This is a genomic window from Novosphingobium sp. HNCC26DJ243 (assembly GCF_057180545.1).
Genome location: NZ_JBXUGN010000002.1, coordinates 19,189 through 45,038, shown reverse-complemented (window position 1 = coordinate 45,038; position 25,850 = coordinate 19,189). Strand labels below are relative to the sequence as shown.

The following is a 25,850-nucleotide window of genomic DNA, read 5'->3' as shown; positions in this document are numbered from 1 at the left end:
GCCTCACGTAGAAGGCGGGGCCTTTGTATGCTTACTCGACGGTTATGGCGGTCACCTTCCAGCCTCCGTCGTCCGACGCCATTTGCAGCGTTTCGGTCACCTCGCCAGCCTTCGCGTAGCGTGCCTTGAACGTCACGATCCAATAGCCGTTGGGCGGCGCAGGGGTGAAGTCCACCTTGTCGAGCTTGCGCGTGATCGGCTTGCCAATGCGGCCCCGAACGCCTTCCGATGCCTTCGCCCACCAGTCCACGGTATTCAGCAATTGGAACGCCTTGTGCGTGGCCTGCCAGCTTGCGGCCCAGTCATCGCGATCGACCAGGGCGAGGAACGCCTCGGCGGAGCGCAATGCCGCCTGCTCGCTCGCAGGAGTTGGTGCTACGGCGGGGGACGAAGTGGTGGTCGTGGCGGCTGGCGATTGGTCGGTGCCGGAAAGCGCGGTCAGTGCTAGCAGGGCAAGGCTGATGGTCATGGCAAATCCTCCGATGGTCCAACCGAGGCGGCGCGATGTGTTGTCGGCTCGGTCTGGCTGACCCATCGGGTAAGTCCCGGCGCGGTCGGTGGCATCCCCGATTTCGTTGTCCCCCACCGATTGGGGGGTAAGACCCTCGATCTCGTGCAGCAGGCGCGCCGCTTCGCGGCTGCTGGCAGTGCCCATTTTGCGTCGCGCCTCGCGCAGGCGTTCGTGGATCGTGTGCACCGACAAACCGAGGTGCCGAGCGATCGACTTCGCGTCATGCCCGCCCAGCAACAGGCGCAGAGTCTCCCGCTCCTTCTCGCTCAGTGCTTCATAGCCCGATGTCATGCTGCAGGGTTAGGAGTGATGCCGGTTGCGGGCCACCCCCAATAATTCGTATCCCTGCGACATGACCAACCTGTACCACCCGCCGGTAAAGCGCTCGGTCGAGATTGCCGGGCACAAGACCTCCATCAGCCTCGAACCGATGTTCTGGGACATGCTGCGCCAGGCCGCGCAGCGTGAGGACATGCCGGTCAACGCGCTTGTCGCAAGAATCGATGCCGAACGAATCGTCAGCCCGACGCCTCCGGGGCTGGCGGGCGCAATTCGTATATGGCTTGTGACGACTCTGACCTGAAGTCAGGACGCCGTGGGCGCAGGCATGTCCTGCGCGGGGATGGTCGCTTCGGGCAGGGCAGGCAGTTCACGCTTGTCGAGCATTTCCGCTGCTGCATCGAGCGCACGCGCCTCGTCCTGCGTCACGCCGCCGGGCTTCTCTTCCTCGGATGGGCCACATGCGCCAAGCGCAAGCAGCAGGGCGAGGGCGGGTAGGGCGCGCATGTCCGGCACTTTCACATCGTCATGGCGGACGGTGCGGGCAAAGGTGCCGCGCCGTCCGCGCATGAAGTTTACTGGGCTGGCTGTTCCGCGCCCTCGGCGTCTGCTGCCTGGGCAGCGGCTGCCACGGCAGCGGCGCTGTCTGCGGCATCGCGCGCGGCATTGGCTTCCGAATCGGCTGCAGCCGAGGCGTCGGGGGCCGGCGCCAGGGGGGCTGCTGCTGCCGAAGGCTCGATCACCGGCAGTTCGTCGGCGGGCATTTCCACGGTATCTTCCGATGCGGCTTCCGAGGCGTCGTCCGACCGGCCACATGCGGAAACGGAAAGGGCTGCTGCGGCGACGATCGCAAGGCTGGCATACTTCTTCATTGAAATCCCTCTCTTGGGTAGCCTGCGCCAGCTGGCGGTCGGGCCGTGGACCGTACCGCATGAAGGCATCATGGCGGCGTTCTACCGAGGGGGTACGGCGATGGCAAATGCATCATGCACAACACGCGAGTTCAAAACGCTAACATATGATATAAAGAAATCTTTAAGTCGCTTGACTGATATAAAGGTTTCTTTATATGCACATTCGCAATGCTGATCCACGACGCCATCCGGGCCCTCGATGACCCCACGCGGCTGCGCATCATGCGGCTTCTCGCCAGCATGGAGCTGGCCGTGGGCGAAGTCGCGCAAGTGCTCGGTCAAAGCCAGCCCCGTGTTTCACGCCATATCAAGATCCTGTGCGATTCGGGACTGGCGGAACGGCGCAAGGAAGGTGCCTGGGTATTTCTGCGTAGTTCGGTCGGCGAATCCTCCAGCAGCGCGCTGGCGTCTGCCATCGCCCGCTTGCTCGCCGTGGCCGAGCAGGAAGATATCGCCTTCGGTCGACGCTGCGCCGAGGACCGCCAGCACCTCGACGCCATCCGCGCCGCGCGCCAGTCCCATGCACTCGACTGGTTCGCCCGACATGCCGACGAATGGGATGAGCTGCGTTCATTGCATATCGCCGATGGCCCGGTTGAAGCCGCCCTGACCGAGATGCTGGCCGAGGCCGCTGGCGGCGGATCGCTCGGGCGGCTTCTGGATGTCGGCACCGGCACGGGTCGCATCGCCGAACTCTTTGCCGCCGATGCCGCGCATATTGTCGCCTTCGACAAGAGCCCGGACATGCTGCGGATTGCCCGGGCGAGGCTGCAGCACCTGCCCAGCGATGCCGTTGAACTCGTCCAGGGCGATTTCGCGCAACTGCCATTTGCGGCGCGCAGTTTCGATACGGTCCTGCTGCACCAGGTCCTGCACTATGCCCAGGCACCCGAGGCGGTCTTGGCCGGAGCCGCGCGTGTTACCGCGCCGGGCGGCCGGGTTGCGATCGTCGATTTCGCCGCGCATGAACGCGAGGACCTGCGTCAGACTCATGCCCATGCGCGTCTCGGTTTTTCGGATGCGCAGATTGAGGCAATGCTGATCGACAGCGGCTTCGTCCCTCACGCCACCCGTGCGCTCGCAGGGCATGAACTCGTGGTCAAGCTGTGGACCGGCATCCGCCGTGAAGACAGCGTCACCCAAATCGAACCTCGGCAGACCCGGAAAGCCTGAACACCCATGAATGCCAGCTACGACCAGCTCCGCGAGGCCCGCACCGCTCTCGACACCCCGCTGTTTGCCGGGCTTCCGGGCGACATAAACGTCTCGTTCGAGTTCTTTCCGCCCAAGACCGACGCACTGATGGCGCAGCTCTGGGACGTGGTCGAAACGCTCGCACCATTCCAGCCGCACTTTGTCTCAGTCACTTATGGCGCAGGCGGCTCTACCCGCGACCGCACGCACGGCACCGTGGCGCGGATTATCAAGGAAGCCAGGCTCCCCGCTGCCGCGCACCTTACCTGCGTCGATGCGACCAAGTCGGAAATCCGTGAAGTGGCCGAAAGCTACTGGGAAGCAGGCGTGCGCCATATCGTCGCGCTGCGTGGCGACATGGGCGCGCCGGGCGTGCCTTTCACGCCGCATCCCGATGGCTTTGCCAACGCCGCTGAACTGGTTGCGGGGCTCAAGGCCATTGCCCCGTTCGAAATCTCGGTCGCGGCCTATCCGGAATCGCACCCGGATTCGCCAAGCAGTCAGGCCGACATCGACAATCTCAAGCGCAAGCTCGATGCCGGTGCCACGCGTGCGATCAGCCAGTTCTTCTTCGAGCCCGAGACCTTCTTCCGCTTTCGCGACAAGCTGGCCGCTGCGGGGATCGACGCTCCGGTCCTCCCCGGCATCCTGCCCGTCTCGAACGTTGCGCAGACGCGCAAGTTCGCCGCCGCATGCGGTGCTGCGATCCCCGCCTGGATGGATGGCCTGTTCGAAGGGCTCGACACGCATCCCGCCTCGCGCCAGCTCGTCGCGGCCACCATCGCCGCCGAATTCTGCCGCCGTCTCTATGCCGGTGGCGTGCGCGATTTCCACTTCTACACCCTCAACCGCGCCGAACTGTCCTACGCGATCTGCCACTTGCTTGGCCTTCGCCCCAAGGCTTCGGCGCTGGAGAAAGCCGCGTGACCGTTATCCCGTCCCCCTTGATTCCTTCAGGCGCCCGCACCGCCTTCCTTGAACAGGCAAGCCAGCGCATCCTCATCACCGACGGCGCCTTCGGTACCGAGATTCAGAACTTCAAGCTGTCCGAAGCCGACTATGCCGGAACGCTCGGCCTTGCGAAGGACCAGAAGGGCAACAACGACATTCTCGCGCTGACCAAGCCTGAAGTGCCGGAGTCGATCCACCGCGCCTATTTCGAAGCCGGGGCCGACATTGCCGAGACCAACACCTTCAGCGCCAACCGCATCAGCCAGGCCGATTACGCCGCCGAACATCTCGTGCGCGAAATCAATGTGGAGAGCGCGAAACTTGCCCGCCGCGTCGCAGATGAATTCGCTGCCAGGGATGGCCGCCCCCGCTTCGTCGCAGGCGCCATCGGTCCCACGAACAAGACCCTTTCGCTCAGCCCCGACGTCAACGATCCCGGCTTCCGCGAGATCGACTGGGACCACCTCGTCGATGTCTATGCCGAACAGGTCCACGCGCTGGTCGAAGGTGGCGCGGACTTCATCGTGATCGAGACGGTGTTCGACACGCTCAACGCCAAGGCTGGCGTCATGTCGGTGCGCCAGGTCGAGAAGGAAATTGGCCGCGAAATCCCGATCATGATGTCGATGACGCTGACCGATCTGTCCGGCCGCAACCTTTCGGGCCACACGGTCGAGGCGTTCTGGTACGCGATCCGCCACGCCAAGCCGCTGACTGTCGGACTCAACTGTTCCTTCGGCGCGACCCAGCTGCGCCCGCACGTCAAGGCGCTGTCCGAAATCGCCGACACGCTGATCATGGTCTATCCCAATGCCGGCCTGCCCAATGAACTGGGCGAATACGACGAAATGCCCGCAACCACCGCCGGCCTCGTCAAGGAATGGGCCGATCATGCACAGGTGAACGTGCTCGGCGGTTGCTGCGGTTCCACGCCCGCGCACATCGCCGCGATGGCGCAGGCGGTGAAGGACCTGGCCCCACGCAAGATGGCCGTGCCCGAAACCGCCACCCGCCTCGCTGGCCTCGAACCCTTCATCATGGCTGCCTGATTTTCATGACCAATACCCCTTCCGGCTCGCGCTTCGTCAATGTCGGCGAGCGCACCAACGTCACCGGCTCCGCCGCGTTCAAGAAGCTGATCCTTGCGGGCGACTACGCAAAGGCGGTCGAAGTCGCGCGCCAGCAGGTCGAGAACGGCGCGCAGGTTATCGACGTCAACATGGACGAGGGCCTGCTCGACGCGCTCGAGGCCATGACCACCTACCTCAAGCTGATCGCCGCCGAACCTGATATCGCGCGCGTGCCGGTGATGATCGACAGTTCGAAGTGGGACGTCATCGAGGCGGGCTTGAAGTGCGTCTCGGGCAAGCCCATCGTCAATTCGATCTCGATGAAGGAAGGCGAGGACGCCTTTCTCACCCATGCCCGCAAGTGCATGGACTATGGCGCAGCTGTCGTCGTCATGGCCTTCGACGAGAAGGGGCAGGCTGACACCAAGGATCGCAAGGTCGAAATCTGCGCCCGCGCCTATGACCTGCTCACCGGCATCGGCTTCCCGCCCGAAGACATCATCTTCGATCCCAACGTCTTCGCCGTCGCCACCGGCATCGAGGAGCATGACAACTACGGACTGGATTTCATCGAGGCGACGCGCGAGATCAAGGCGCGCTGCCCGCACGTCCACATCTCGGGCGGCCTGTCCAACCTCTCGTTCAGCTTCCGTGGCAACGAAATCGTCCGCCGCGCGATGCACTCGGTGTTCCTTTACCACGCCATCCCTGCCGGCATGGACATGGCCATCGTCAATGCGGGCCAGCTCGACATCTACGACCAGATCGACCCGACCTTGCGTGAAGCCTGCGAGGACGTTGTGCTCAACCGCAAGCCTGCCGCCGATGATGGCAAGACCGCGACCGAGCGCCTGATCGAACTTGCCGAAAGCTACAAGGGCAAGGACAAGGTCGCCGAAAAGGAAGCTGAGGAATGGCGTGGCTGGGACGTCGTGCGCCGCCTCGAACACGCGCTGGTCAAGGGCATCGACGCCTACATCGTCGAGGATACCGAAGAAGCCCGCGCGCAGATCGATGCACGCGGTGGCCGCCCGATCGAAGTGATCGAAGGCCCGCTGATGGAAGGCATGAACACTGTCGGCGACCTGTTCGGCTCGGGCAAGATGTTCCTGCCGCAGGTCGTCAAATCTGCCCGTGTGATGAAGAAGGCCGTGGCTCACCTCATCCCCTATATCGAAGCTGCCAAGCAGCCGGGTGCCAAGGCCAAGGGCAAGATCATCATGGCCACGGTCAAGGGCGACGTCCACGATATCGGCAAGAACATTGTCGGCGTGGTCCTGCAGTGCAACGGCTACGAGGTGATCGACCTTGGCGTGATGGTGCCATGGTCGACGATCCTCGATACCGCGCAGAAGGAAGGGGTCGACATTATCGGCCTTTCCGGCCTCATCACGCCGTCGCTCGACGAGATGGTGACCGTTGCCGAGGAAATGCAGCGTGCCGGAATGAGCATTCCGTTGCTGATCGGCGGGGCGACCACCAGCAAGGTCCACACCGCGCTGCGTATCGATCAGGCCTATGACGGCCCGGTCGTCCACGTGCTCGACGCCAGCCGCGCCGTCGGTGTTGCCTCACAGCTGCTGTCCGATACGCAGGCCGATCCCTTCATCAAGGCGACCGCTGCCGAATACCAGCATGTGCGCGATGCGCGCGCAGGCAAGGGCGCATCAAAGCTGCTCAGCCTTGCCGATGCGCGCCTCAATGCCTTTGAGCCGGATTTCTCCGAAAAGGCCCCGCCGCCCGAACAGCCCGGTCGCCATGTATTCGACGACTGGGACCTCAACGATCTGGTCGACTGCTTCGACTGGACCCCGTTCTTCCGCGCTTGGGAACTCGCCGGAACATGGCCGGGCATTCTCGAGGACGAGGTCATCGGCGAAAGCGCGCGCAGTCTCTATGCCGATGCCCGCGCGATGCTGGACAGGATCATCGGCGAGAAGTGGCTCACCGCCAAAGGCGTCGCCCAGTTCTGGCCCTGTGCGCGGCATGGGGACGATGTCGTCCTGCACCCGCACGACGATGAACTCTCGGTCCGCCTGCCGTTCCTGCGCCAGCAGTTCATCAAGAGCCGTGGCCGCGCCAACTTCTGCCTCGCCGATTTCATCGACCCGGCAGGCGACTGGCTCGGCGGTTTCGCGGTCGGCATCCACGGCATCGACGAGCATCTCGCCCGCTTCAAGGCCGACAACGACGACTATTCCGACATCCTGCTCAAGGCGCTGGCCGACCGGTTCGCCGAAGCCTTTGCCGAACGCCTGCACCAGTACGTCCGCACCACGCTCTGGGCATATGCCCCGGGCGAACAGCTGACCAACGAGGCGCTGATCCGCGAACAGTACCGCGGCATCCGCCCTGCGCCCGGCTATCCCGCGTGCCCGGACCACACTTTGAAGCCGATCCTGTTCGACCTCCTCGACGCGCCCGGCACGGCCGGCATCACGCTGACCGAATCGCAGGCCATGCTGCCTACGTCAGCAGTTTCGGGCTTCTACTTCGCGCATCCGGAAAGCCAGTATTTCGGCGTAGCCACGATCGGTCGTGACCAACTTGAGGAGTACGCGGGCAGGCGCGGGATGGACCTGCCCACGATGGAGCGCTGGTTGAGGCCCAATCTGGATTGAGGTCTCCTTACTGGATCCCGCTGGCCAGTATCCGGGATCGTGCCCGCCGTCGCAGGTAGTCGGTCTCCACGTCCGTCCCTGTCTGCCCGGCAAGCACGCCCAGCGCAGCGGCGAGTCCGTGGTGGGCCAGTTCGTCTATGGCTGCATCGGTATCCTGACCCAGCTCGCCGGCAAGCGCCTTGAGGATTCGCGCCATCTCTGCAAATTCGACTTCGCTTTCCCACGCCGCCTTGCATTCTTCGCGGCGAACGAAGCTCTTGCGCATCTCGAAGCCCATCGCAAACCTCCTGTCACGGCGGACTTTTCCGCCTTGCAGGGAAGCTGGCAGGCGAGGGCGAACCTGCGCTTAATCGTACTGCGCGCATCATGCCGGAGATCCTCGATGGTTAACCGGTAAGGCATTTTTAGCGCGCGACTTGGCCTTGGGGCGGGCCAGCGCACCTATCGTATTCGTATTCTTCTTTGCGTAACAGGGCTTTGCCCAAGCCAAAGGCATTGGCCGCCCGATCCGATCGCGATATGCCCCATGGTTCGATTGGACAAGCCGTCGCAACGGGATAGAGACGACGGCACTTCGGGGGATAGATCATGCCGTCAGCCGCGACCGCGATGGGCACCACGGAAATTTTCCTGATCGCGCTGACGATCATTCTCGCCGTGCCCTATCTCGCGTGGCGACTGCTGCGCACCGACTACTGGGCCCCGCTCGTTGTCGTGCAAATCATCGGAGGGATCCTGCTTGGTCCCGGTGTGCTGGGCGCGGCCTTCCCGGACTATTACGCTTTCGTGTTCGACCCGCAGGTCATTGGCTCGCTCAACGGCATCGCGTGGTGGGCGGTGATGATGTTCGTCTTCGTCGCAGGCCTCGAACTCGACATTTCCGATGCCTGGGCCAATCGTCGCGAAACCGCCATTACTGCGGCCGGTGCGCTGATCACGCCGCTTCTGGCAGGAGCCGCCGCAGCAGCATGGCTCCTGCGCTCGCCCGGCTGGATCGGCCCGAACGGGACTTATCCCCAGGCCGTGCTCGGCATCGGAATGGCATGTGCGGTCACCGCGCTCCCCATTCTCGTGCTGCTGATGGAAAAGCTCGGCATTTTCCGCCAGCCGCTTGGCCAGCGCATCCTGCGTTACGCCAGCCTTGATGACGTGGCGATCTGGGGCGTGCTCGCCCTGATTCTCGTCGATTGGGAGCGGGTTGGGCGGCAGGCGATCTTCCTTGCCGCATTCGCGATCGCCGCGTGGGCCATGCGTGCGCTGATGCGCCGCCTGCGCGAGGACGATCGCTGGTTTGTCTCGCTGATTTGGCTGGCTATCGTGGGCTTTGCAGCGGACTGGTGCGGCCTGCACTTCATGGTCGGCGCCTTCCTGGCCGGGGCGGTGCTTGATGCGGTGTGGTTCACCCGCGAACGGCTCGACGGCTTCCGCCAGTTCCTCCTGCTCGCAGTCATGCCGGTGTTCTTCCTCTCGACCGGCCTTCGCACCAAGTGGGATGTCGGCGGCCTTGCCGTCTTCGGCGCTGCCTTCCTGTTTCTCGTCGCCTCGGTCGCAGGCAAGCTCGCTGGCACGCACATCGCCGGCAGGATCCTTGGCTGGGCAAAGGGCGAGGCGAGCCTGATCGGCTGGATGCTCCAGACCAAGGCGCTGATCATGATCATCTTCGTCAACGTGCTGCTCGACAAGGGAATCGTGACGAACGAGACCTTCACCGCGCTCCTGCTCATGGCGGTGATGAGCACAATGCTGACCGTGCCGCTGGTGACGCCAAGACTGCGATCGCTCGGACTCTCGCCAAAGTGACAGGCGGCACTACAGCTTCCATGCCTTAGACCCGAGGCCAACAATCATCCGGAGGCTAGCCTGTGACCGCCATGGACCCCGTCGCGCGCCTGATCGCCATCGAGGAGATCAAGCAGCTCAAGGCCCGCTATTTCCGCACCATGGATACCAAGGACTATGCGGCCTTGCGCAAGGTCTTCGCCGACGATGCCGTGTTTGACGCATCGTGCTCTCTCGGTATTGAACCGGCAGAGGATGCCGAGAACTGGATACACACGGGCGGAGACCAGATCGCCGCCTTCGTCGAGGCCGCCGTCGCCCCCCTGCGCACCGTCCACCACGGCCATGGCCACGAAATCGAACTGCTCTCCCAAACCGAGGCGCGGGGCGTCATCGCCATGGAGGACAAGATCTGGGACGCCGCAGGCGCCCTGTTCCTCCACGGCATGGGCCACTATCACGAGACTTATCGCAAGGAAGCCGACGGCTGGAAGATCGTCACCAGCCGCATCAGCCGCCTCCACGTCATTTTGGGGTGATGCGGATTTTGCTTGGGGGCCGCGATCTGGCATAGGCTCCCGGTGACTTCCGGCGAAAAACCCTACGAGCTCGATTACCTGCCTGACGATGCCTTCGACGACGGCATCCATTCGGGCTTTCCTGACGATGTCGGCCCCACGCCTCGGCCTGCGTCAGCGCCTCGCCCGGTTTATGCCAGCGCCGAGGATGCGCTCCACGCCGTCTTCGGGTTCCCGGCCTTTCGCGGCGTGCAGGATCAGGTAGTGGGTCGCGTGCTTGCGGGGCAGTCGACGCTTGCGGTCATGCCCACGGGCGCGGGCAAGTCGCTGACTTATCAGCTGCCCGCGGTGATGATCGACGGCACATGCGTGGTCGTCTCGCCGCTGATCGCGCTGATGCACGACCAGTTGCGCGCCGCCACCGCCAATGGCATCCGCGCGGCGACGCTAACCAGCGTCGACACCAATCGCGACGAGACGATCGAGCGCTTACGGGCTGGTGAGCTGGACCTTCTCTATGTCGCGCCCGAGCGCGCCAGCCAGCCCCATTTCCGCGAACTGCTGACGCGCGGGCGCATATCGCTGTTCGCCATCGACGAGGCGCATTGCGTTTCCGAATGGGGCCACGACTTCCGCCCGGACTATCGCCTGCTGCGTCCGATGATGGACGCCTTCCCCGATGTGCCGCGCCTTGCGCTGACCGCGACGGCCGATCGCCATACCCGGGCCGACATCCTGGAACAGCTCGGCATCCCCGCAGCAGGCCTGATCGTCTCGGGCTTTGATCGGCCCAACATCCGTTATGCCATCCGTCCGCGCGACAATCCGCAGCGCCAGATCAAACAGCTCATGGAAGAACATCCCGGTCCCGGCATCGTCTATGCGCCGACACGCGCGCAGGTCGAGAAGCTCGCCGGGCAGTTGAGCACGGCTGGGCGCCAGGTTCTGCCATATCACGCAGGGCTGGATCCGCATGTGCGCGCCGCCAACCAGGCCGCCTTCGTCGCCTCTGAAGACATGGTCATGGTCGCCACGGTCGCGTTCGGTATGGGGATCGACAAGCCCGACGTGCGCTTTGTCGCCCACGCCGCCTGTCCCAAGTCGATCGAAGCCTATTACCAGGAAACCGGCCGTGCCGGACGCGATGGCGATCCCTCGGTCGCCGTCATGCTCTGGGGCGCGGAGGATTTCGTCCGTGCCCGCCAGCGCCTGTCCGAGGTCGAGGAGCATCGCCGCGCTGGCGAGCGCACGCGGATCGATGCGCTGGCCATGCTGGTCGAAACGCCGCACTGCCGCCGTGCGCTGCTGTTGCGCCATTTCGGCGAGGACCCGCCGGCAACTTGCGGCAATTGCGACAACTGCCTCGAAGCGCCCGGGATCACCGATGCCACCGAAGTTGCGCGCAAGCTGCTTTCGGCGGTCTACCGCACGGGCCAGTCGTTCGGCTTCGGTTATATCGAGAAAGTCCTGACCGGCATTGCCGACGAGCGCGTGATCCAGCGCGGGCACGACCAGCTATCGGTGTTCGGCATCGTCACGGCAGACGAAGCGCCGCTGCTGCGTCCGCTTGCCCGTGCGCTTCAGGCAAGGGGGGCGTTGATCGCGACCGAGCACGGCGGACTTGCGCTCGGCGGAGATTCGCGCGCAATTCTGAAGGGCGAAGCGCAAGTGTCGCTCGTCATCGTACCGAAGAAGGAACGGACCAGCCGGCGCAAGGGCTCGGCAGGCGCGGTGCTCAATCCCGTGGGCGATCCGCTGTTCGATGCCTTGCGCAACCTTCGCCGGGACATGGCGCGCGAGGCGGGCCTGCCTCCTTACGTGATCTTCCACGATTCTGTCCTGCGCGAGATGGCGGCGGTTCGCCCCGCCAACCTGTCCGAACTCGGACAGATCGGCGGGGTCGGCACCCGCAAGCTGGAAGCCTATGGCGACCGTTTCCTCGAGGTTATTCGCCAGTGGTAAGCGCCGGAGCCTGATCCCTCGTCTTCCACAGCGAGAAGACCACGCCGCCCGCGATCAGTGCCAGGGTCACGCCAAGGCTGAGCACCGGCGGGAACTTGTCCCCGCCCAGCAGGAAGTCGGAGACGAAGATCTTCGAACCGATGAATACCAGCACCGCAGCCAGCGCATACTTGAGGTAGGCGAAGCGGTCGATCATGGCGGCGAGTGCGAAATAGAGCGCGCGCAGACCCAGGATCGCCATGATGTTCGAGGTGTAGACCACGAAGGTGTCTGTCGTGATCGCGAAAATCGCCGGCACCGAATCGACCGCGAAGACGAGGTCGGCAAGGTTGATCACCACCAGCGCCAGGAACAGCGGCGTCGCGGCATTGACCAGCTTACCGGTCTTCTCGTCGGTCACCTTCACGAAAAAGTGCTGGTCGTGCAGGTCCTTGGTCACGCGCATGTGGCGGCTGATCCAGCGCACGACCGGGTTGTTGCCGATGTCGGGGTCGTGGTCCGACGTGAAGAACATCTTGATCCCGGTGAACACCAGGAAGGCTGCGAAAATGTAGAGCACCCAATAAGCGCGCTCGACCAGTGCCGCGCCGCCCGCGATCATGCCGCCGCGCAGGAAGATCACCGCGATGATGCCCCAGAGCAACGCGCGGTACTGGTATTTTGCGGGAATCGCGAAGAAAGTGAAGATCAGGCTGATCACGAAGACGTTGTCGATCGACAGCGCCTTTTCGATGAAGAACCCCGTATAGTACTTCATGCCAAGGTCGGCGCCCTTGGCAGCCCATACCCAGGCACCGAAAGCCAGCGCGATGGTGATGTAGAACGCGGTCAGCTTCAACGATTCACCGATACCCATCGCCTTGTCCTCCTTGTGGAGGACGCCAAGATCGAAAGCGGTGAGGACGACCACGAGGCCCAGGAAGGCCAGCCAGAACCACGCCGGGGTGCCGAGCCAGTCGGCAAACAGAAATTCCATGTCTTGTGCTCCGCCAGCCGCCCGCGCCGAAGCAAATGCCCCGGCGCGAACGACGTTCCTCTATGTCAAAGCGTTGCCGACTTGCGCGGCAGCAGGCGGGCAAGGCGGTCCTTGATCGCGAGCTTGAGCTTCTTCAGGCGGGCAATCTCGAACGGATCGACCCAGCGCTTGCGGCGGGCAAGACGCAGGGCCTCGTCCAGCCTCTGGTGGCGTTCGAGCAGAGTGAAATAACGATCGGACATACTAAGCTCCCTATCGAAGCGAGTTGCGTTCGATCGGGTGCGCCGACGTCTTGGGCCACATGGGTCCGGAAGGAGGGGGAATAAAGGACCCGGACCACAAGACATCGGCTTCACCCGATGCGGTCCGACATCACGCAGCGATTGCCAAGGTGGCCAATTCGCCGCGCCAGAGGGGCCCGGTCCGCCTGCATAATCTGGAGTGTTTCGCTCTACATTGCAAGAGAGATTCGAAAGCCCTTGCGGATGCAACCGGATTTGATATTAATTTGATATCAGATTTAAGGGGGATGAACCGATGTCCGATTCGCATACCGCAAGCAAGGAAACCACCGCATGGACCGCCAGCGGCTACCTTATGCTCGTCATCTTGATCTCGCTGGTCGTGCTCACGGCTGCGCGTGTTCTGGGCTTTGCGGCCAGCAACCCGACCGACAATGACGTTCCCGGCTTTCTCGCCAGCATCTTTCTCGGCCCGGTCGGCATCGTGCTGATCGCCAAGGGGTTCTACATGATCCAGCCCAACCAGGCGGCTGCCATCACTCTGTTCGGCTCCTATCGCGGAACCGATCGCAGCCATGGGCTTCGCTGGGTCTGGCCGTGGATGAGCAAGACCCGGATTTCCGTCCGCGCCAACAACGTCGTGTCCGAAAAGCTCAAGGTCAACGATCTGCGCGGCAACCCGATCGAGATCGCCTGCAACGTGGTTTGGCGCGTGTCCGACACCGCGCAGGCCTTGTTCGATGTCGACGATTACAAGGCCTTTGTCTTTGTCCAGATCGAAAGCGCCGTCCGGTCGATCGGCTCGCGCTATCCCTACGACGATATCGAGCATCACGAAGTGACGCTGCGCAGCCACCATGACCAGATCAACGCTGAACTGCGCACCGAACTCAACGCGCGGCTCGTGCTGGCAGGTATCACCGTTGACGAATGTGGCCTCACGCATCTTGCCTATGCACCGGAAATCGCGGGCGCCATGCTGCGTCGTCAGCAGGCCGAAGCGGTGATCTCGGCGCGCAAGAAGCTGGTCGAGGGCGCGGTTTCGATGGTCGAGATGGCGCTCAACCAGCTTTCGGAGAAGGGCGTGGTCGAACTTGATGACGAGCGTCGCGCCGCCATGGTCTCGAACCTGATGGTCGTGCTCTGCGGCGAGCGCGATGCGCAGCCTGTGGTCAATGCCGGCACGCTCTACCAGTAACGGCCAGCCGATGCCGTCTGCTCCCAAGAAAGCTTTTCCGCTGCGGATCGATCCGGCGCTTTTCGCCGCGATCGAGCGCACGGCAGCGGCCGACCTGCGCTCGGCCAACGCCCAGATCGAAGTGCTCTTGCGCGAAGCGCTCGGCAGGCGTGGCGTGAAGCTCGCCGCCGCCGAGCCGATCAAGCGCGGCCGCCCGCCAAAGTCGGAGACAGAGAATGGTTGATGCCCGCTACACCACCCGCCCGCCGGCGGAGAACAAGCCTGCCGACGATCGTGCGTGGTTCGCGCCGAGGCGCTACGGGTTTGGTGCAGGTTTGCCGATCCGCTGGCAGGGCTGGGCGCTGACAGGAAGCTACGTGGCGCTGCTGCCCCTGATCGAACTGCTGAATGACAGCGGGGACGGGCGGTTGCGCGCATCGGCTTTCGCGCTGTTTCTGTCGGCCACCGTCACGTTCGTCTCCATCGCGGCACGCCGGACCCGCGGCGGCTGGCGATGGCGTTGGGGAGCTGAGGACTGATCCGGTTCGGGGCGGAACGCAACTGCCTGTCAATGATTGGTCGCTATCCGGGTATGTGAACCCTCCGGACCGGACGCGCGATGATGAACCTGACCGATGCCAACCCCTTTGTGGCGATTAACCGCCGGCACCGCAGCCAGCGGTTCTGGGCAACGGTCCTCGGCATCGCGGTTCTGGCGGCGATTCCCGCAAGCGCATTGATGGCGCAAGGGGCACGAGCGCCCTACACGGTCGTCGAAACAGGCCAGCGGTTTACGGCGCTGCAAGAAGCGGTCAACGCGATTGACGATGGCGCCGGCACGATCCGCATCGAACCCGGCGTCTATCGCGATTGTGCTGTGCAGCCTCGCGGGGATATCGCGTTCATTGCGCAAGTTCCGGGGCAAACCATTTTCGACGGCGCCACGTGCGAAGGCAAGGCAGCGCTCGTCGTTCGTGGTCGCTCGACCCGCGTCGAGGGACTGATCTTCCAGAACATGCGCGTGTCGGACCTCAATGGTTCGGGCATCCGCCTCGAACATGGCAATCTCACCGTGCGCCAATCGTGGTTCCGCGACAGCCAGCAGGGCATCCTGTCTTCCGACGATCCCTCGGCCGCCGTCCTGATCGAGAAATCCACGTTTTCGCGCCTCGGTCGCTGCGATGGCGGCGTGTCCTGTGCCCACTCGGTCTACTTCGGCGATTACGCCAGCGTCACGATCCGTCGCAGCCGCTTCGAGGCGGGGACAGGCGGGCATTACGTCAAGAGCCGCGCCTCGCGCATCGAAGTCACCGAAACCAGCTTCGATGACTCTGCGGGCAGCACGACCAACTACATGATCGACCTTTCCGCCGGCGCGACCGGCCGCATTGCCGACAATGTCTTCGTGCAAGGCAAGGACAAGGAAAACTACAGCGCCTTCATCACGGTCGCGGCCGAAGGCAAGGCGCACTCCTCCGCAGGACTGCAGATTACCGGCAATGACGCGCGCTTTGCACCGGGAGTAAGCCGCTCGTCTGCCTTCATTGCCGACTGGTCGGGTGATGCGCTTGCGATCGGCAGCAACACTCTGGGCAAAGGCCTCGCGCGGTTCGAGAAGCGCTGACCTTGCCTTGGAGGTCGGCTGACCTTACCTTCGGGGTCATGCTGGGCCGATTGTCCTTGAATTTGCACGGAAAGCTGTGGTCAGCCCTGCTGGCGCTCACAGTGCTGTTCCATGCGACGATGCCTTTCGATGCCCCGTTGCAGGCACGCAGCGGATCGGCGTTCAGCGCCGCGACCGCCGATCTGGCCGTCGCGCCGGAACGCCGGGTGGCAAGTCCACGAGCCCTCATGCCCGTGGCACCGCCTCCGCGTTTCGCCCTGCCGATGCTCGTACCCTTGCGCATAGAGCGTACAGCGCACGTCTGGCCGCTCCAGACTGCGCCTCCTGCCAAGGCGCCGCTGCTCCTGCGGCCTGCACCAAGGGCTCCGCCCCTTTCCTGACCCGCTCCACATGCCACCAATCGCGTGGCATCGTTGCAACGCATGTCAGGAATACACCAATGTCCACATCCAACACCGCGCACGCGGCCGATGCCCGGCGCGCCCATGTCGAGGCTCTCCTTTCGGCCTATCCCGATGTCACGCCTGAAGAACACGGCCTGATCGTCAACTGGTTCCGCCGCGATGCCACCGCGCTCGATGTCGCGCTGGTCGCCAGCAATCCGGTCGCAGAGCGCGGCTATCGCGCCTTCCGCGCCGAGCATGTCGACAGGTTCACGCCCAAAGACATGATACGCGCGCTTGGCATCGCCGCAGCTCTTGGCGTCGTCGTCCTGCTGATCGTCTGGCGCGCGCTTTAACGCAAAAGGTGACCCGTGCGGTCGCGCTTGGTCGCAAGGTAGCGTTCGTTGTGGGGATTGGCTGGAAGCTGATGGGCGACCCGCTCTGTCACTTGCACGCCCAGTCCCTGCAGCGTCGCCACCTTCTGCGGATTGTTGGTCAGGAGCCGCAGCGATCGGATGCCGAGCAGGTCGAGCATGCGCGCGGCGACGGGAAAGTCGCGCGCCTCGCTCGGCAGGCCAAGCCGTTCGTTGGCGTCGACCGTGTCGAAACCCTGGTCCTGCAGCTCATAGGCGCGCAGCTTGTTGATCAACCCGATCCCGCGTCCTTCCTGCCGCAGGTAGAGCAGCACGCCCCAACCGCCCGCATTTGCCTCCTCGGCCATCTGCGCGAGCGCGGCGTCCAGCTGCGGCCCGCAATCGCACTTGAGACTGCCGAGCACGTCGCCGGTCAGGCACTCGCTGTGCAGCCGCACCAAGGGTTCGCGCTCGCTCGTCTGCGTGCCGATCACAAGCGCGACATGCTCGCGCAAGTCGTCACGCGCGCGGAACGCGACGATCTCGGCATGTTCGCAAGGCTCGACGGGCAGGCGCGCGCGGGCCTGGATGGTGAGGTTCAGCGGGTCCTTGAACAGCGCGAGATCGGCGGCGGACACTTCGGCCGCCACCTCTACCCCGGTCGAAACGAGGAAAGCCGGCAGGATCCCCGCCAGCCGAGCAAGGTCCATCGCCGCCGTCGCCGCCTGCACCGGTCCAATCGGATCGGCCTTGAACGGCCCGCGCAAGGGGCTGCCCAGATCCTGCGCCGGATCGGAAAGGTTGCGCGCCGCAGACAGGCTGAAGGGTTCTGCCCCGTGGATCAGCACGGGCGCTTCAGGCACCGCCGCATCACGCTGGTTGGCGAGCTTCAGCGTCGCTGCGCGCGCAGCCGAGATCAACAGCCGCGCGGCATAGATGCCCGGCTGGACGAAGGCGGTTTCGGCAGGCAGCAGGTCGAGCGCGCCGTCTTCGCCGGTCACCCGGATCGCCCAGCCATGACGCAGCGCATCTAGCGCTCTGGCAACGTTGCGTGACTGGGCGGGGCGCGTATCTGTCAAAGGTCCAGCTCGGTGATCAGCGGAATGTGGTCGGAAGGCTGGTCCCACCGCCGCGTTTCTTCCACGAAGCGGTGGCCGCGCGTCTGTGCCGCAGCCTCTGGCGAAGCCCACATGTGGTCGAGCCTGCGCCCCTGATCCTTTTCGCGCCAGTAGGAGCGGTAGGACCACCACGAATAGTTGCGCTCTGGCGCGGGAATATGCTTGCGGCCGAGGTCCACCCAACCATGCGCATCGGCAAAGCGCTGCAGCGTCTCCACCTCCAGCGGGGTATGGCTGACGACCTTGAGCAGCGCCTTGTGATTATAGACGTCGCACTCCAGCGGCGCGATGTTGAAATCGCCCACGATCAGCGTCGGCCGCTCGATCTTCTCGGCCCAGCGTGTCATGCGCTCCAGAAAGTCGAGCTTCTGGCCGAACTTGGCGTTGACCTCGCGGTCGGCCACGTCGCCGCCTGCCGGGATATAGACGTTCTCGATGATCAGGCCATTGCCCGGCCCGGTAAGTTCCACGCCTATATGCCGCGCCTCGCCATTGTCCTGCCAGTCATGCTTGCTGAAATCGCGGAACGGGATGCGGCTGACCGTGGCGACGCCGTGATAGCCCTTCTGCCCATGAACCGCGCGATGGGTGTACCCGAGCTTCTCGAACACCTCGTGCGGAAACAGGTTCTCCGGCGTCTTGATCTCCTGCAGGCACAGCACATCGGGCGCCTCCTGCGTCAAAAAGCGTTCGACCTGATCGGCGCGCAAGCGCACCGAATTGATGTTCCATGTGGCGACCGAGATCATGGCAGTGCTTTAGGTATGCGGGGGGGCGATTGCTAGATGGGATGTAGGGCAGAGGTCATCGGTGCGCAGGTTACCGCGATTACCATGATTGGTTGTCGGAGTAGTTTCAGAGGATTACACCCTGTCTGTAGGCGATCTTTGCATCGCCCCTTGGTTTTGTCCCCCGCTTAGTAATCTGGACATGAGGCAGATTGTCGGCCTGTGTCAGCAAGATTCCAATGAAGGCTTCGCGGTCGAGGCCAGCGCAGGATTCAATTTCCACGTGGATTCGCCATGTGTTGTCCGTCCCGTAATGCCGGACCACCACATCGCAGCCGAAGACCTTGCCAGCAGCTTGTTTAATGAACGCCTTGATCTCTGGCAGGAGGTCAGCGGGCGTTTCGGGCTGTTTAGGGTCAGGACCTATTAGTCCCACCTTCGAGGTTTGAGGCAAAATGGCCTGGTGCAAGGCGGAAAGGTGCAGGAATAGTGGTTCTATTTCAAACCTTTCCAACGCAGCGCCGGGCCATTTTGGTCAAATCCCTGCGGGACGCCGGAATGGCTTCCATCTCGACCGGATACTCGCTTGGAAAGGCAACCAGCCTTCCCGGTGCGAGTATCCGCCCGATATGTTCGCCATTCCGACGCCTCGACGGTGGGATTAATAGGTCCTGACCCTAGCGGGCTTGGCGACAGGCATGCCTTGATTTAAGCAGCTTCCTGCAAGCGCCGAACTACCGGCTGCACATGCTGCCGCGCTCGCCACAGGTCATAGTTCGCCTGCATCGCCAGCCACGACCGCGCCGTACTTGCGCCAGCCTGTTCAAGCCGCAGGGCGAGGTCGGGGCTGATCCCTGCCTTGCCATTGAGCACTCGCGAGAGGGCGACGCGCGACATCGCAAGCCGGCTGGCCGCCTCGGTGACGGACAGGTTCAACGCTTCGATCACCTCGTCGCGGAGCATTTCGCCGGGATGGGGAGGGTTGTGCATCATGGCCATGACCTCAATGGTAATCCTGATAATCCACAAGTTCGGCATCGGTCCCGACAAACCGGAACGTGATCCGCCAGTTGCCATTGACCCACACGGACCAATGGCCTTTCAGATCGCCCTTCAGCAGATGAAGCTTGAAGGACGGCAGGTTCATGTCCTCTGGCCGTGCAGCAACGTCGAGAAGGCCGAGAATGTTGCGGATCTTCTTCACGTGCGATGCTTGAATGCCCCGCGTTGTGCCGGTGTTGTAAAAGGCCTCAAGCCCTTTGTGCCGGAATCCGACGATCATGCCGTTATGTATCGCGTATCGTTTCGCGATACAAGATGACATGCCTCCGAAGCCAAACAAAAAAGAAAACCCTCGGACCGGGGGCATTGGTCCGAGGGTTCCATTTGCGTTCGTCACGCTTGACTGAGCGGCCAATAGGAGATCGGGCAACAGGGGGGAAACCCGCCTCGACCGCCTCGTCGAGGACCTTTCTAGGCCCGGTTCGCTTGCCCCCCGATGAACGGTGCTGACAGGCTTGTCGCAGTTTGTCGCAAGGGTTGAACGGCGTGGCGGCGAGGTGAGGGCTCGTGGCGACGGGCTGCTGCCAAGCTGAACAGGCGTTCCCGAATCATCACATTCGTCGTCCCGGGCTCGACCCGGGATGAGGATTGGCTTTTTCGGCACTCGCGAGGAGGCGCCTTGCCCCGGATCAAGTCCGGGGCGAGGGGGTTTGTCGAGGAGTTGTGCTCTCAACGTCCCGGCGCGTTGCGGCGGGGGTCGGTCCATTTGAAGGTCTTGTCGTCCACTGCCACGCCATATTGGTGGCCGTTCAAGCGGATTGTCGTGCGCTTGTTCTGCGAATCGAGCGCGACCCACGAATCGAGCTGCAACCCGCCCGGCGCTGTACCGTTGCGCACGAAGATCATCGTGATCGTGCCGTATTCGGGATGCTTGGGATCGCGCACCTGCAGGCTGATCACGCCCGGATCGCCGGTCGGCAACTGCTTGGCAAAGCGCGCCACGTCCTTGTTCGGATCGAGCAGTGCGCCCAGCGGGCTGTTGCTGATCGGCCAGCGCTGCACCTGACGCACTTCGTAGTCGATCATGGTCAGCGCCTTGCCGTCACCCACGATCAGCAGAGGCACGCCCTTCTGGTACTGGAAGCGGATCTTGCCGGGGCGCTTCATCGTCAGCACACCGGAGGTGCTCTGGCCGGATCGGTCGGTCTGGACGAAGTTGGCGCGCAGCGTGGAGATGCCGCGCAGCGCCGAGACGGCGCGTTCGATGTCGGTACCTTGCGCCTGCGCCACGGTCGGCGCGGAAAGGAGCGCGGGCGTGGCCGTGCCGAGGACAAGCGAAAAGGCCGCCAAAGGACGGCCCATCTTGCGGAATGTGTCAAAAATCGTGTTCATCGCCGTTCCTTGCAGTGTCGGCGTTGAACTCGCCGTGAACCGCCCCAGTTCCCGAAAGGGGTCGGCGGTTCCGGCGGTCAAGAGCAAACTGCCCTTACTTGATCTTCGCTTCCTTGAACTCGACATGCTTGCGCACGACGGGATCGTACTTGCGGAAGGTCATCTTCTCGGTCGTGTTGCGCGGGTTCTTCTTCGTGACGTAGAAGAAGCCGGTGTCTGCGGTCGAGACCAGACGGATCTTGACGGTGGTGGGCTTTGCCATTGCTCTATCCTGAACTTTTCGCGCGAATCTGAAACGAATGTAGCGGCGCGTTTCCACGCCGCCTTCACATAAGTTTGGGTATGTGGGGCGGGCGGTTGGGGTAGAATCACCGCGAAGTCAAGAGCACAGTGCGGCCTTGCCCGATTTGCCCGCGCTCTCCTGCCGTGCTAATGGTTGCAAAGGAAACCATGTCCAGCGCCATCGCCTTGCCATTCGACTATGCGCGTCTGCCCGATCTGCCGGCGGGCGTCTATACCGCACCCCTGCGCCGACCGGCGCGTGTCGGAGAGGATTGGCTGGAACCAGCGCAGCACGCCTACACTGCCGCCGAACATGCGATCTGGGACGAGCTTTACGCCCGCCAGATGGATGTGCTGCCCGGACGTGCCTGCAGCGCCTTCATGGCCGGGCTGGAACGCCTTGACCTCGGGCAGGGAGGCGTGCCCGACTTCACGCGCCTGTCGCAGCGCCTGCAGGCCATGACCGGGTGGAGCGTCGTGCCCGTGCCGATGCTGATCCCCGATCACGTCTTCTTCTGGCATCTTGCCAACCGCCGCTTCCCTGCTGGCAATTTCATCCGCACGCGCGAGACGTTCGATTACATTCAGGAGCCCGACGTCTTCCACGATGTCTTCGGTCACGTGCCCATGCTCACCGATCCGACATATGCCGATTACATGCAGGAATATGGCCGCGCGGGGTGGAAGGCGATGCGTCACAACCGCCTGAAGTCGTTGGGCGCGCTCTACTGGTACACGGTCGAGTTCGGCCTGATGATCGAAGACGGTGCCCTGCGGGTCTACGGCGCCGGCATCCTGTCGGGCCCGCGCGAAGCTGTCTTCGCGCTGGAAGGCAGATCGCCCAATCGCATCATGCTCAATGTCGACCGTGTCATGCGCACAGACTACGTGATCGACGATCTCCAGCCGACCTACTTCGTGATCGAGAGCCTTGCCGACCTCTATCACCAGACCGTGGAGCGCGATTTCGACCGTCTCTACGCCGCACTCGGACCCGGCTTCACTTAAGCCAACACCGCCGTGATCGATGTTGACGACGTCCTCCATCGCGGCACGCTTGAATACCATTTGCGCGGCGGACGCGGATCGGGGGCAGCCGCAGTCTGAATACGAAAAACCCGGCGATGCCACAGGGCATGCCGGGTTCGTCGGTCTGTGGATCGAAGCGAAGTAACGCTCGGTCCTGGCCGGAACTGGCGACGAAAGGCGATCAGCCCGGCGTCTTGTCCATCTTGTCAGCCTGGTCTTCCATGGCATCGGCCTTGGCTTCGCCAGCGTCACGAACGGCTTCGGCCTTGTTTTCCATGGCGTCTTCCGATGCGCCGCCCATCTTGTCGGCGGTGTCTTCCATGGCGTCGGCAGTGGCTTCGCTGGTGGCGCGAACCGCGTCAGCCTGGTCTTCGGCCGCATTTTCCGATGCGCTGTCGCACGCGGAAAGGCCAAGGCCCATCGCAACAACCGAAGCCATCATGGCGCTCTTGATAATACCCTTCATGGCAGTCCCCTTTTTGGTGCTGTCTGGTCGTGGTGAGGGCGGTCCTTGCGGGCCGCCCTCGGGTTGGGTCACGTAGAGGCAGTTCGGCTTAGCGAACCGACCCGCGGCGAACGAGGTTGACGATCGCGAGCAGGATCAGGGCGCCGAGGAACGACACGATGAGCGTGCCGGCCGAGATGCCGTTGGTGATGCTGCCGCCGCCGATCAGCGGAGCGAGCAGGAAGCCGCCCAGAAGCGCGCCGACGATGCCGACGACGATGTTCAGGAAGATGCCCTGCTGGCCATCGGTGCGCATGACGATGCTGGCGAGCCAGCCGAGAATGCCACCGACGACGAGAAGAATGATAAGGCCCATTTTTTGTACCCCTTGAAGTGCTGTCTGCCGGGTCAATCCCGGACGCGGCACTTGGTTCCGCGAATGCGGTGGGGCGTTTTTCAGTTAATTTTAATCTAGCGGAGGGAAAGCCACGCGATGGCGGCAGCACCAGCCACGATGCGATACCACGCAAACGGCTTGAATCCGGCACGGCTGACATAAGCGACGAACAGCCGGATCACCGCCAGCGCCACCACGAACGACACGGCAAAGCCCACTGCGATTTCGCTCCAGCCCACGCCAAGTGTCCCGCTCATCACCGCCTCGCGATTGTCGAGCAGTTCGAGGGTTGTTGCGCCGAGCATCGTCGGGATGGCGAGGAAGAAGCTGAACTCGGCTGCCGTCCGGCGTTCGATCCCCATGGCCAGCGCACCCATGATCGTTGCACCTGAACGGCTGACACCTGGCACCATCGCAAGGCACTGCGCAAAGCCTACACCGAGCGCCTGACGCAAGGGCAACTGGCCGATGCCCGTCAGCTCGCCAGTCTTTGCATGCTTCTCGATCAGCAGGATCGCCACCCCGCCGACGATCAGTGCCCAACATACCACCATCGGGCTGCCGAGCAGGACATCGATGTAATCCTTCAGCAGCAGGCCGAGGATGGCTGAGGGAATGAACGCCGCCAGCAGGTTGCGCAGGAAGCGCAATGACATCGGCTGCAGCTTGAGCAGGCCCATGCCCACTGCCCAGAACGTGCGCCAGTACTGGACTACGACCGCAAGGATCGCGCCCAGTTGGATCACCACGTTGAACATCGCCCACTGGTGCGCGTCGTAGCCGAACATCTCGGTCGCCAGGATCAGGTGACCGGTGGAGGAGACGGGCAGGAACTCGGTGAGGCCCTCGACGATGCCGAGCAGGATGGCGGTGACGATCGTGTCCATGAACAGCCTTTATCGTGAAGCACGGGCGGGTTCGCCGCAGCGCACCATCAAGTCAAGCGGTAACGCCCGATTTAGCGGTGCAACCGGTCAGGCCGCAACGCCTTCGAACTGCAACCTTGCAAGGCGTGCATAAAGGCCATCCGCCGCCGAAAGGCTCGTGTGCGTGCCCTGTTCGACGATGCGCCCGCCGTCCATCACCACGATTCGGTCAGCCGCGCGGATCGTGGCGAGGCGGTGCGCGATGACCAGCGTCGTGCGCTCCTTCATCAACCGGTCGAGCGCTTCCTGCACGAGCCGCTCACTTTCGGCGTCGAGCGCGCTTGTCGCTTCGTCGAGCAGCAGGATCGGCGCCTTGCGCAGGACCGCGCGCGCAATCGCGATGCGCTGGCGCTGACCGCCCGAAAGGCGCGCGCCGTCTTCGCCAAGGAAGGTGTCGAGCCCTTGCGGCAGATCGCGAAGGAAGGTTTCGGCATTGGCGGTACGCGCCGCTTCCCAGATTTCCTCGTCGCTTGCGTCCCAGTTGCCGTAGCGCAGGTTGTCGCGCGCCGAGGCGGCAAACAGCGTGGCATCCTGCGGCACCAGGGCGCTGCGGGCGCGAATCTCGGCAGGGTCGGCGCTGGTCAGCGGTACGCCGTCGATCCTGACCATGCCGGCGTGGGGATCATAGAAACGCTGCGCCAGCAGGAACAACGTGGATTTTCCGGCACCCGAAGGCCCGACAATCGCCACGGTCTCGCCGGGTTCCACGGTGAGCGTGAAATCGTCGAGCGCAAGCACCTCTGGTCGCGAAGGATAGCGGAAGCCGACGTTCTGGAACGCGATCTGACCGCGCGGTGGCAGCGGCAGGCTGGTTGGGCGCGCGGGCGGCGCAATGTCCGGCTCCTCGCGCAGCAGTTCGTTGAGGCGTCCGGCAGCGCCCGCGCCACGCAGGAGGTCGCCATAGACTTCGGACAGCGCGCCCGCAGCACCAGCGACGAGCCCGGCGGTGATGACGATGGCAAAGATCGTGCCGCCGCTGATCGACCCTTCAGCCACGCCGACCGCCCCTTCCCACACCAGCATGGTGATCCCGCCGAAGACCAGCAGGATGACGATGGCTGTCATCACCGCGCGCAGGCTGATGCGGCGCAGTGCGGTCTGGAAGGTCGCTTCGACCTTCTCTCCGAACCGGGCGAGTTCGCGCTGTTCCTGCCCGAAGGCCTGCACGATCTTCATCGCGCCGAGCACTTCGGACACGATCACGCCGATCCCGGCAACCCGATCCTGGCTTGAACGCGAGACATTGCGCACGCGCCGCCCGAAGAATACGATGGGTCCGACAACCAGCGGGATGCCGACGAGCAGGATCGCGGTCAGCTTGGGCGCGAGGAAGAACAGGTAGCCGAGCCCGCCGATCGTGGTGATGGTGTTGCGCAGCGCCACCGAAACCGTCGTGCCGACCACCTGCTCGATGATCGCGGTATCCGATGTCATGCGCGAGGAGATTTCCTTCGGGCTGTTGCTTTCGAAGAATGACGGAGGCAGCCGCAGGAGATTTGCCTGCACGCGCAGGCGCACATCTGCGACAACGCGTTCGCCCAGCCACGAAACGAAGTAGAACCGGCAGGCCGTGCCGATGGCAAGCACCAGAACGACAAGCAGGAGAAGCTGGAACCAGCGGCCTAGCGCATCCACGTCTGCCCCTGCGGCAAAACCCTTGTCGATGATCAGCCGGAAGCCGGCCGGAATGGCCAGCGTTGCCCCCGACGTGACCAGCAGGGCCAGCGATGCAGCGGCCAGTCTGCCCGGATACTTTGCGGCCTCGCGCCAGATCATTGCCAGCGGCCCGAGATTGCGGGCGCGGGGCGGCTCGGCGGGCTTGGTTTCCTCGTCCATGCCTGCCCGCCTAGCCTAAGGCGCGGGCCGCCGGAAGGGGGTGCTTGGGGCACTGTCCATTTGTTGCGTTGCACAAGTGGCCGAATCACGGCAATCTGTGCCCAACGAGTCCCGGGCGACGGAACCTTCCGCCAGCTGCCG

General features: G+C 63.6%; 31 protein-coding genes and 1 pseudogene. 15 read left to right on the top strand and 17 right to left on the bottom strand.

All coding sequences use genetic code 11. The features are described from left to right. Positions 1-31: 31 nt before the first annotated feature. On the bottom strand, positions 32-802 hold the full coding sequence (locus tag AC2A04_RS07700; RefSeq protein ID WP_484211746.1) for a DUF4019 domain-containing protein: 771 nt from the start codon (positions 800-802) through the stop codon (positions 32-34). A 61-nt stretch (positions 803-863) separates the two neighbouring features. Between AC2A04_RS07700 and AC2A04_RS07695 the strand changes: the two genes are divergently transcribed. Further along, the gene (locus tag AC2A04_RS07695; RefSeq protein ID WP_484211745.1) at positions 864-1,094 is read left to right on the top strand and encodes a ribbon-helix-helix domain-containing protein; all 231 of its coding nucleotides are present in this window, start codon (positions 864-866) and stop codon (positions 1,092-1,094) included. 2 nt (positions 1,095-1,096) lie between these two features. Here AC2A04_RS07695 and AC2A04_RS07690 read toward each other — a convergent pair whose 3' ends face one another. Both AC2A04_RS07690 and AC2A04_RS07685 read right to left on the bottom strand, forming a co-directional pair. Beyond that, positions 1,097-1,360, bottom strand: a complete 264-nt coding sequence (locus AC2A04_RS07690; protein ID WP_484211744.1) for a hypothetical protein — start codon at positions 1,358-1,360, stop codon at positions 1,097-1,099. 5 nt (positions 1,361-1,365) lie between these two features. Next, a complete protein-coding gene (locus AC2A04_RS07685) occupies positions 1,366-1,662 on the bottom strand; it encodes a hypothetical protein (RefSeq protein WP_484211743.1) in 297 nt (98 codons plus the stop codon). Positions 1,663-1,872: 210 nt separating this feature from the next. On the opposite strand from AC2A04_RS07685, the gene AC2A04_RS07680 reads away from it, so the two are divergent. The 4 genes from AC2A04_RS07680 to metH are packed head-to-tail and all read left to right on the top strand — an operon-like array spanning position 1,873 to position 7,540. After that, positions 1,873-2,877: an ArsR/SmtB family transcription factor gene (locus AC2A04_RS07680; protein WP_484211742.1), complete on the top strand. Its 1,005-nt coding sequence runs from the start codon at positions 1,873-1,875 to the stop codon at positions 2,875-2,877. A 6-nt stretch (positions 2,878-2,883) separates the two neighbouring features. Next, complete coding sequence (gene metF, locus AC2A04_RS07675; protein ID WP_484211741.1) at positions 2,884-3,825, top strand: methylenetetrahydrofolate reductase [NAD(P)H]; 942 nt, start codon at positions 2,884-2,886, stop codon at positions 3,823-3,825. After that, the gene (locus AC2A04_RS07670) at positions 3,822-4,898 is read left to right on the top strand and encodes a homocysteine S-methyltransferase family protein (protein ID WP_484211740.1); all 1,077 of its coding nucleotides are present in this window, start codon (positions 3,822-3,824) and stop codon (positions 4,896-4,898) included. The genes metF and AC2A04_RS07670 overlap by 4 nt, the downstream gene beginning before the upstream one ends. A gap of 5 nt (positions 4,899-4,903) precedes the next feature. Then, a complete protein-coding gene (gene metH / locus AC2A04_RS07665) occupies positions 4,904-7,540 on the top strand; it encodes a methionine synthase (RefSeq protein ID WP_484211739.1) in 2,637 nt (878 codons plus the stop codon). Positions 7,541-7,547: 7 nt separating this feature from the next. Here metH and AC2A04_RS07660 read toward each other — a convergent pair whose 3' ends face one another. After that, entirely contained in the window at positions 7,548-7,817 is a 270-nt protein-coding gene (locus AC2A04_RS07660) for a hypothetical protein (RefSeq protein ID WP_484211738.1), read from the bottom strand. Between the two features lie 311 nt (positions 7,818-8,128). Here AC2A04_RS07660 and AC2A04_RS07655 point away from each other — a divergent pair, with 311 nt between their 5' ends. The 3 genes from AC2A04_RS07655 to recQ all read left to right on the top strand — a co-directional run bounded on the left by AC2A04_RS07655 (position 8,129) and on the right by recQ (position 11,799). Then, positions 8,129-9,340, top strand: coding sequence for a cation:proton antiporter (locus tag AC2A04_RS07655; RefSeq protein ID WP_484211737.1), 1,212 nt, complete (start codon positions 8,129-8,131; stop codon positions 9,338-9,340). Positions 9,341-9,411: 71 nt separating this feature from the next. After that, positions 9,412-9,858: a nuclear transport factor 2 family protein gene (locus tag AC2A04_RS07650; RefSeq protein ID WP_484212233.1), complete on the top strand. Its 447-nt coding sequence runs from the start codon at positions 9,412-9,414 to the stop codon at positions 9,856-9,858. Positions 9,859-9,900: 42 nt separating this feature from the next. After that, a complete protein-coding gene (recQ, locus tag AC2A04_RS07645) occupies positions 9,901-11,799 on the top strand; it encodes a DNA helicase RecQ (protein WP_484211736.1) in 1,899 nt (632 codons plus the stop codon). Here recQ and AC2A04_RS07640 read toward each other — a convergent pair. Both AC2A04_RS07640 and AC2A04_RS07635 read right to left on the bottom strand, forming a co-directional pair. Beyond that, entirely contained in the window at positions 11,783-12,775 is a 993-nt protein-coding gene (locus tag AC2A04_RS07640; protein ID WP_484211735.1) for a TerC family protein, read from the bottom strand. The two genes, recQ and AC2A04_RS07640, sit on opposite strands and share 17 nt — an antisense overlap. A gap of 65 nt (positions 12,776-12,840) precedes the next feature. Beyond that, entirely contained in the window at positions 12,841-13,017 is a 177-nt protein-coding gene (locus tag AC2A04_RS07635) for a DUF465 domain-containing protein (RefSeq protein ID WP_484211734.1), read from the bottom strand. Positions 13,018-13,312: 295 nt separating this feature from the next. Between AC2A04_RS07635 and AC2A04_RS07630 the strand changes: the two genes are divergently transcribed. The 6 genes from AC2A04_RS07630 to AC2A04_RS07605 all read left to right on the top strand — a co-directional run bounded on the left by AC2A04_RS07630 (position 13,313) and on the right by AC2A04_RS07605 (position 16,557). Next, the gene (locus AC2A04_RS07630) at positions 13,313-14,215 is read left to right on the top strand and encodes an SPFH domain-containing protein (protein WP_484211733.1); all 903 of its coding nucleotides are present in this window, start codon (positions 13,313-13,315) and stop codon (positions 14,213-14,215) included. A gap of 10 nt (positions 14,216-14,225) precedes the next feature. Then, positions 14,226-14,438: a type II toxin-antitoxin system antitoxin gene (locus tag AC2A04_RS07625; RefSeq protein WP_484211732.1), complete on the top strand. Its 213-nt coding sequence runs from the start codon at positions 14,226-14,228 to the stop codon at positions 14,436-14,438. Beyond that, the gene (locus tag AC2A04_RS07620; RefSeq protein WP_484211731.1) at positions 14,431-14,733 is read left to right on the top strand and encodes a hypothetical protein; all 303 of its coding nucleotides are present in this window, start codon (positions 14,431-14,433) and stop codon (positions 14,731-14,733) included. Before AC2A04_RS07625 ends, AC2A04_RS07620 begins: the two co-directional genes overlap by 8 nt. An 83-nt stretch (positions 14,734-14,816) precedes the next feature. After that, positions 14,817-15,818, top strand: a complete 1,002-nt coding sequence (locus AC2A04_RS07615; RefSeq protein ID WP_484211730.1) for a right-handed parallel beta-helix repeat-containing protein — start codon at positions 14,817-14,819, stop codon at positions 15,816-15,818. A gap of 38 nt (positions 15,819-15,856) precedes the next feature. After that, positions 15,857-16,198: a hypothetical protein gene (locus AC2A04_RS07610; RefSeq protein ID WP_484211729.1), complete on the top strand. Its 342-nt coding sequence runs from the start codon at positions 15,857-15,859 to the stop codon at positions 16,196-16,198. Between the two features lie 59 nt (positions 16,199-16,257). Further along, a complete protein-coding gene (locus AC2A04_RS07605; protein ID WP_484211728.1) occupies positions 16,258-16,557 on the top strand; it encodes a hypothetical protein in 300 nt (99 codons plus the stop codon). Here the strand turns inward: AC2A04_RS07605 and ribA are convergent. From ribA to rpmG, 7 genes are all read right to left on the bottom strand, one after another. Next, positions 16,554-17,633 (bottom strand): GTP cyclohydrolase II, encoded by a 1,080-nt coding sequence (gene ribA / locus AC2A04_RS07600; protein ID WP_484211727.1) that lies wholly within the window; start codon positions 17,631-17,633, stop codon positions 16,554-16,556. The genes AC2A04_RS07605 and ribA overlap by 4 nt on opposite strands. Then, complete coding sequence (locus AC2A04_RS07595; RefSeq protein ID WP_484211726.1) at positions 17,630-18,421, bottom strand: exodeoxyribonuclease III; 792 nt, start codon at positions 18,419-18,421, stop codon at positions 17,630-17,632. Before AC2A04_RS07595 ends, ribA begins: the two co-directional genes overlap by 4 nt. Positions 18,422-18,527: 106 nt before the next feature. Beyond that, complete coding sequence (locus tag AC2A04_RS07590) at positions 18,528-18,914, bottom strand: hypothetical protein (RefSeq protein WP_484211725.1); 387 nt, start codon at positions 18,912-18,914, stop codon at positions 18,528-18,530. Positions 18,915-19,108: 194 nt separating this feature from the next. Beyond that, positions 19,109-19,399 (bottom strand): HigA family addiction module antitoxin, encoded by a 291-nt coding sequence (locus AC2A04_RS07585; protein ID WP_484211724.1) that lies wholly within the window; start codon positions 19,397-19,399, stop codon positions 19,109-19,111. 4 nt (positions 19,400-19,403) lie between these two features. Then, positions 19,404-19,799: a type II toxin-antitoxin system RelE/ParE family toxin gene (locus AC2A04_RS07580; RefSeq protein ID WP_484211723.1), complete on the bottom strand. Its 396-nt coding sequence runs from the start codon at positions 19,797-19,799 to the stop codon at positions 19,404-19,406. A gap of 332 nt (positions 19,800-20,131) precedes the next feature. Continuing rightward, positions 20,132-20,794: a LolA family protein gene (locus AC2A04_RS07575; RefSeq protein WP_484211722.1), complete on the bottom strand. Its 663-nt coding sequence runs from the start codon at positions 20,792-20,794 to the stop codon at positions 20,132-20,134. A gap of 94 nt (positions 20,795-20,888) precedes the next feature. Further along, positions 20,889-21,056 (bottom strand): 50S ribosomal protein L33, encoded by a 168-nt coding sequence (gene rpmG, locus AC2A04_RS07570; protein WP_011446825.1) that lies wholly within the window; start codon positions 21,054-21,056, stop codon positions 20,889-20,891. A 188-nt stretch (positions 21,057-21,244) separates the two neighbouring features. Here rpmG and phhA point away from each other — a divergent pair. Then, positions 21,245-22,183 (top strand): annotated as a pseudogene (gene phhA, locus AC2A04_RS07565) (phenylalanine 4-monooxygenase). Positions 22,184-22,286: 103 nt separating this feature from the next. On the opposite strand, the gene AC2A04_RS07560 reads toward phhA, so the two are convergent. The 4 genes from AC2A04_RS07560 to AC2A04_RS07545 form a co-directional block, all read right to left on the bottom strand. Then, entirely contained in the window at positions 22,287-22,571 is a 285-nt protein-coding gene (locus AC2A04_RS07560; RefSeq protein ID WP_484211721.1) for a hypothetical protein, read from the bottom strand. 88 nt (positions 22,572-22,659) lie between these two features. Further along, positions 22,660-22,926 (bottom strand): GlsB/YeaQ/YmgE family stress response membrane protein, encoded by a 267-nt coding sequence (locus tag AC2A04_RS07555; RefSeq protein ID WP_311508399.1) that lies wholly within the window; start codon positions 22,924-22,926, stop codon positions 22,660-22,662. A gap of 95 nt (positions 22,927-23,021) precedes the next feature. Beyond that, positions 23,022-23,834 carry an undecaprenyl-diphosphate phosphatase gene (locus tag AC2A04_RS07550; RefSeq protein ID WP_484211720.1) on the bottom strand — a complete coding sequence of 271 codons (813 nt, stop codon included), beginning with the start codon at positions 23,832-23,834 and terminating at the stop codon, positions 23,022-23,024. 87 nt (positions 23,835-23,921) lie between these two features. Beyond that, the gene (locus AC2A04_RS07545) at positions 23,922-25,709 is read right to left on the bottom strand and encodes an ABC transporter transmembrane domain-containing protein (RefSeq protein WP_484211719.1); all 1,788 of its coding nucleotides are present in this window, start codon (positions 25,707-25,709) and stop codon (positions 23,922-23,924) included. Positions 25,710-25,850 lie beyond the last annotated feature (141 nt).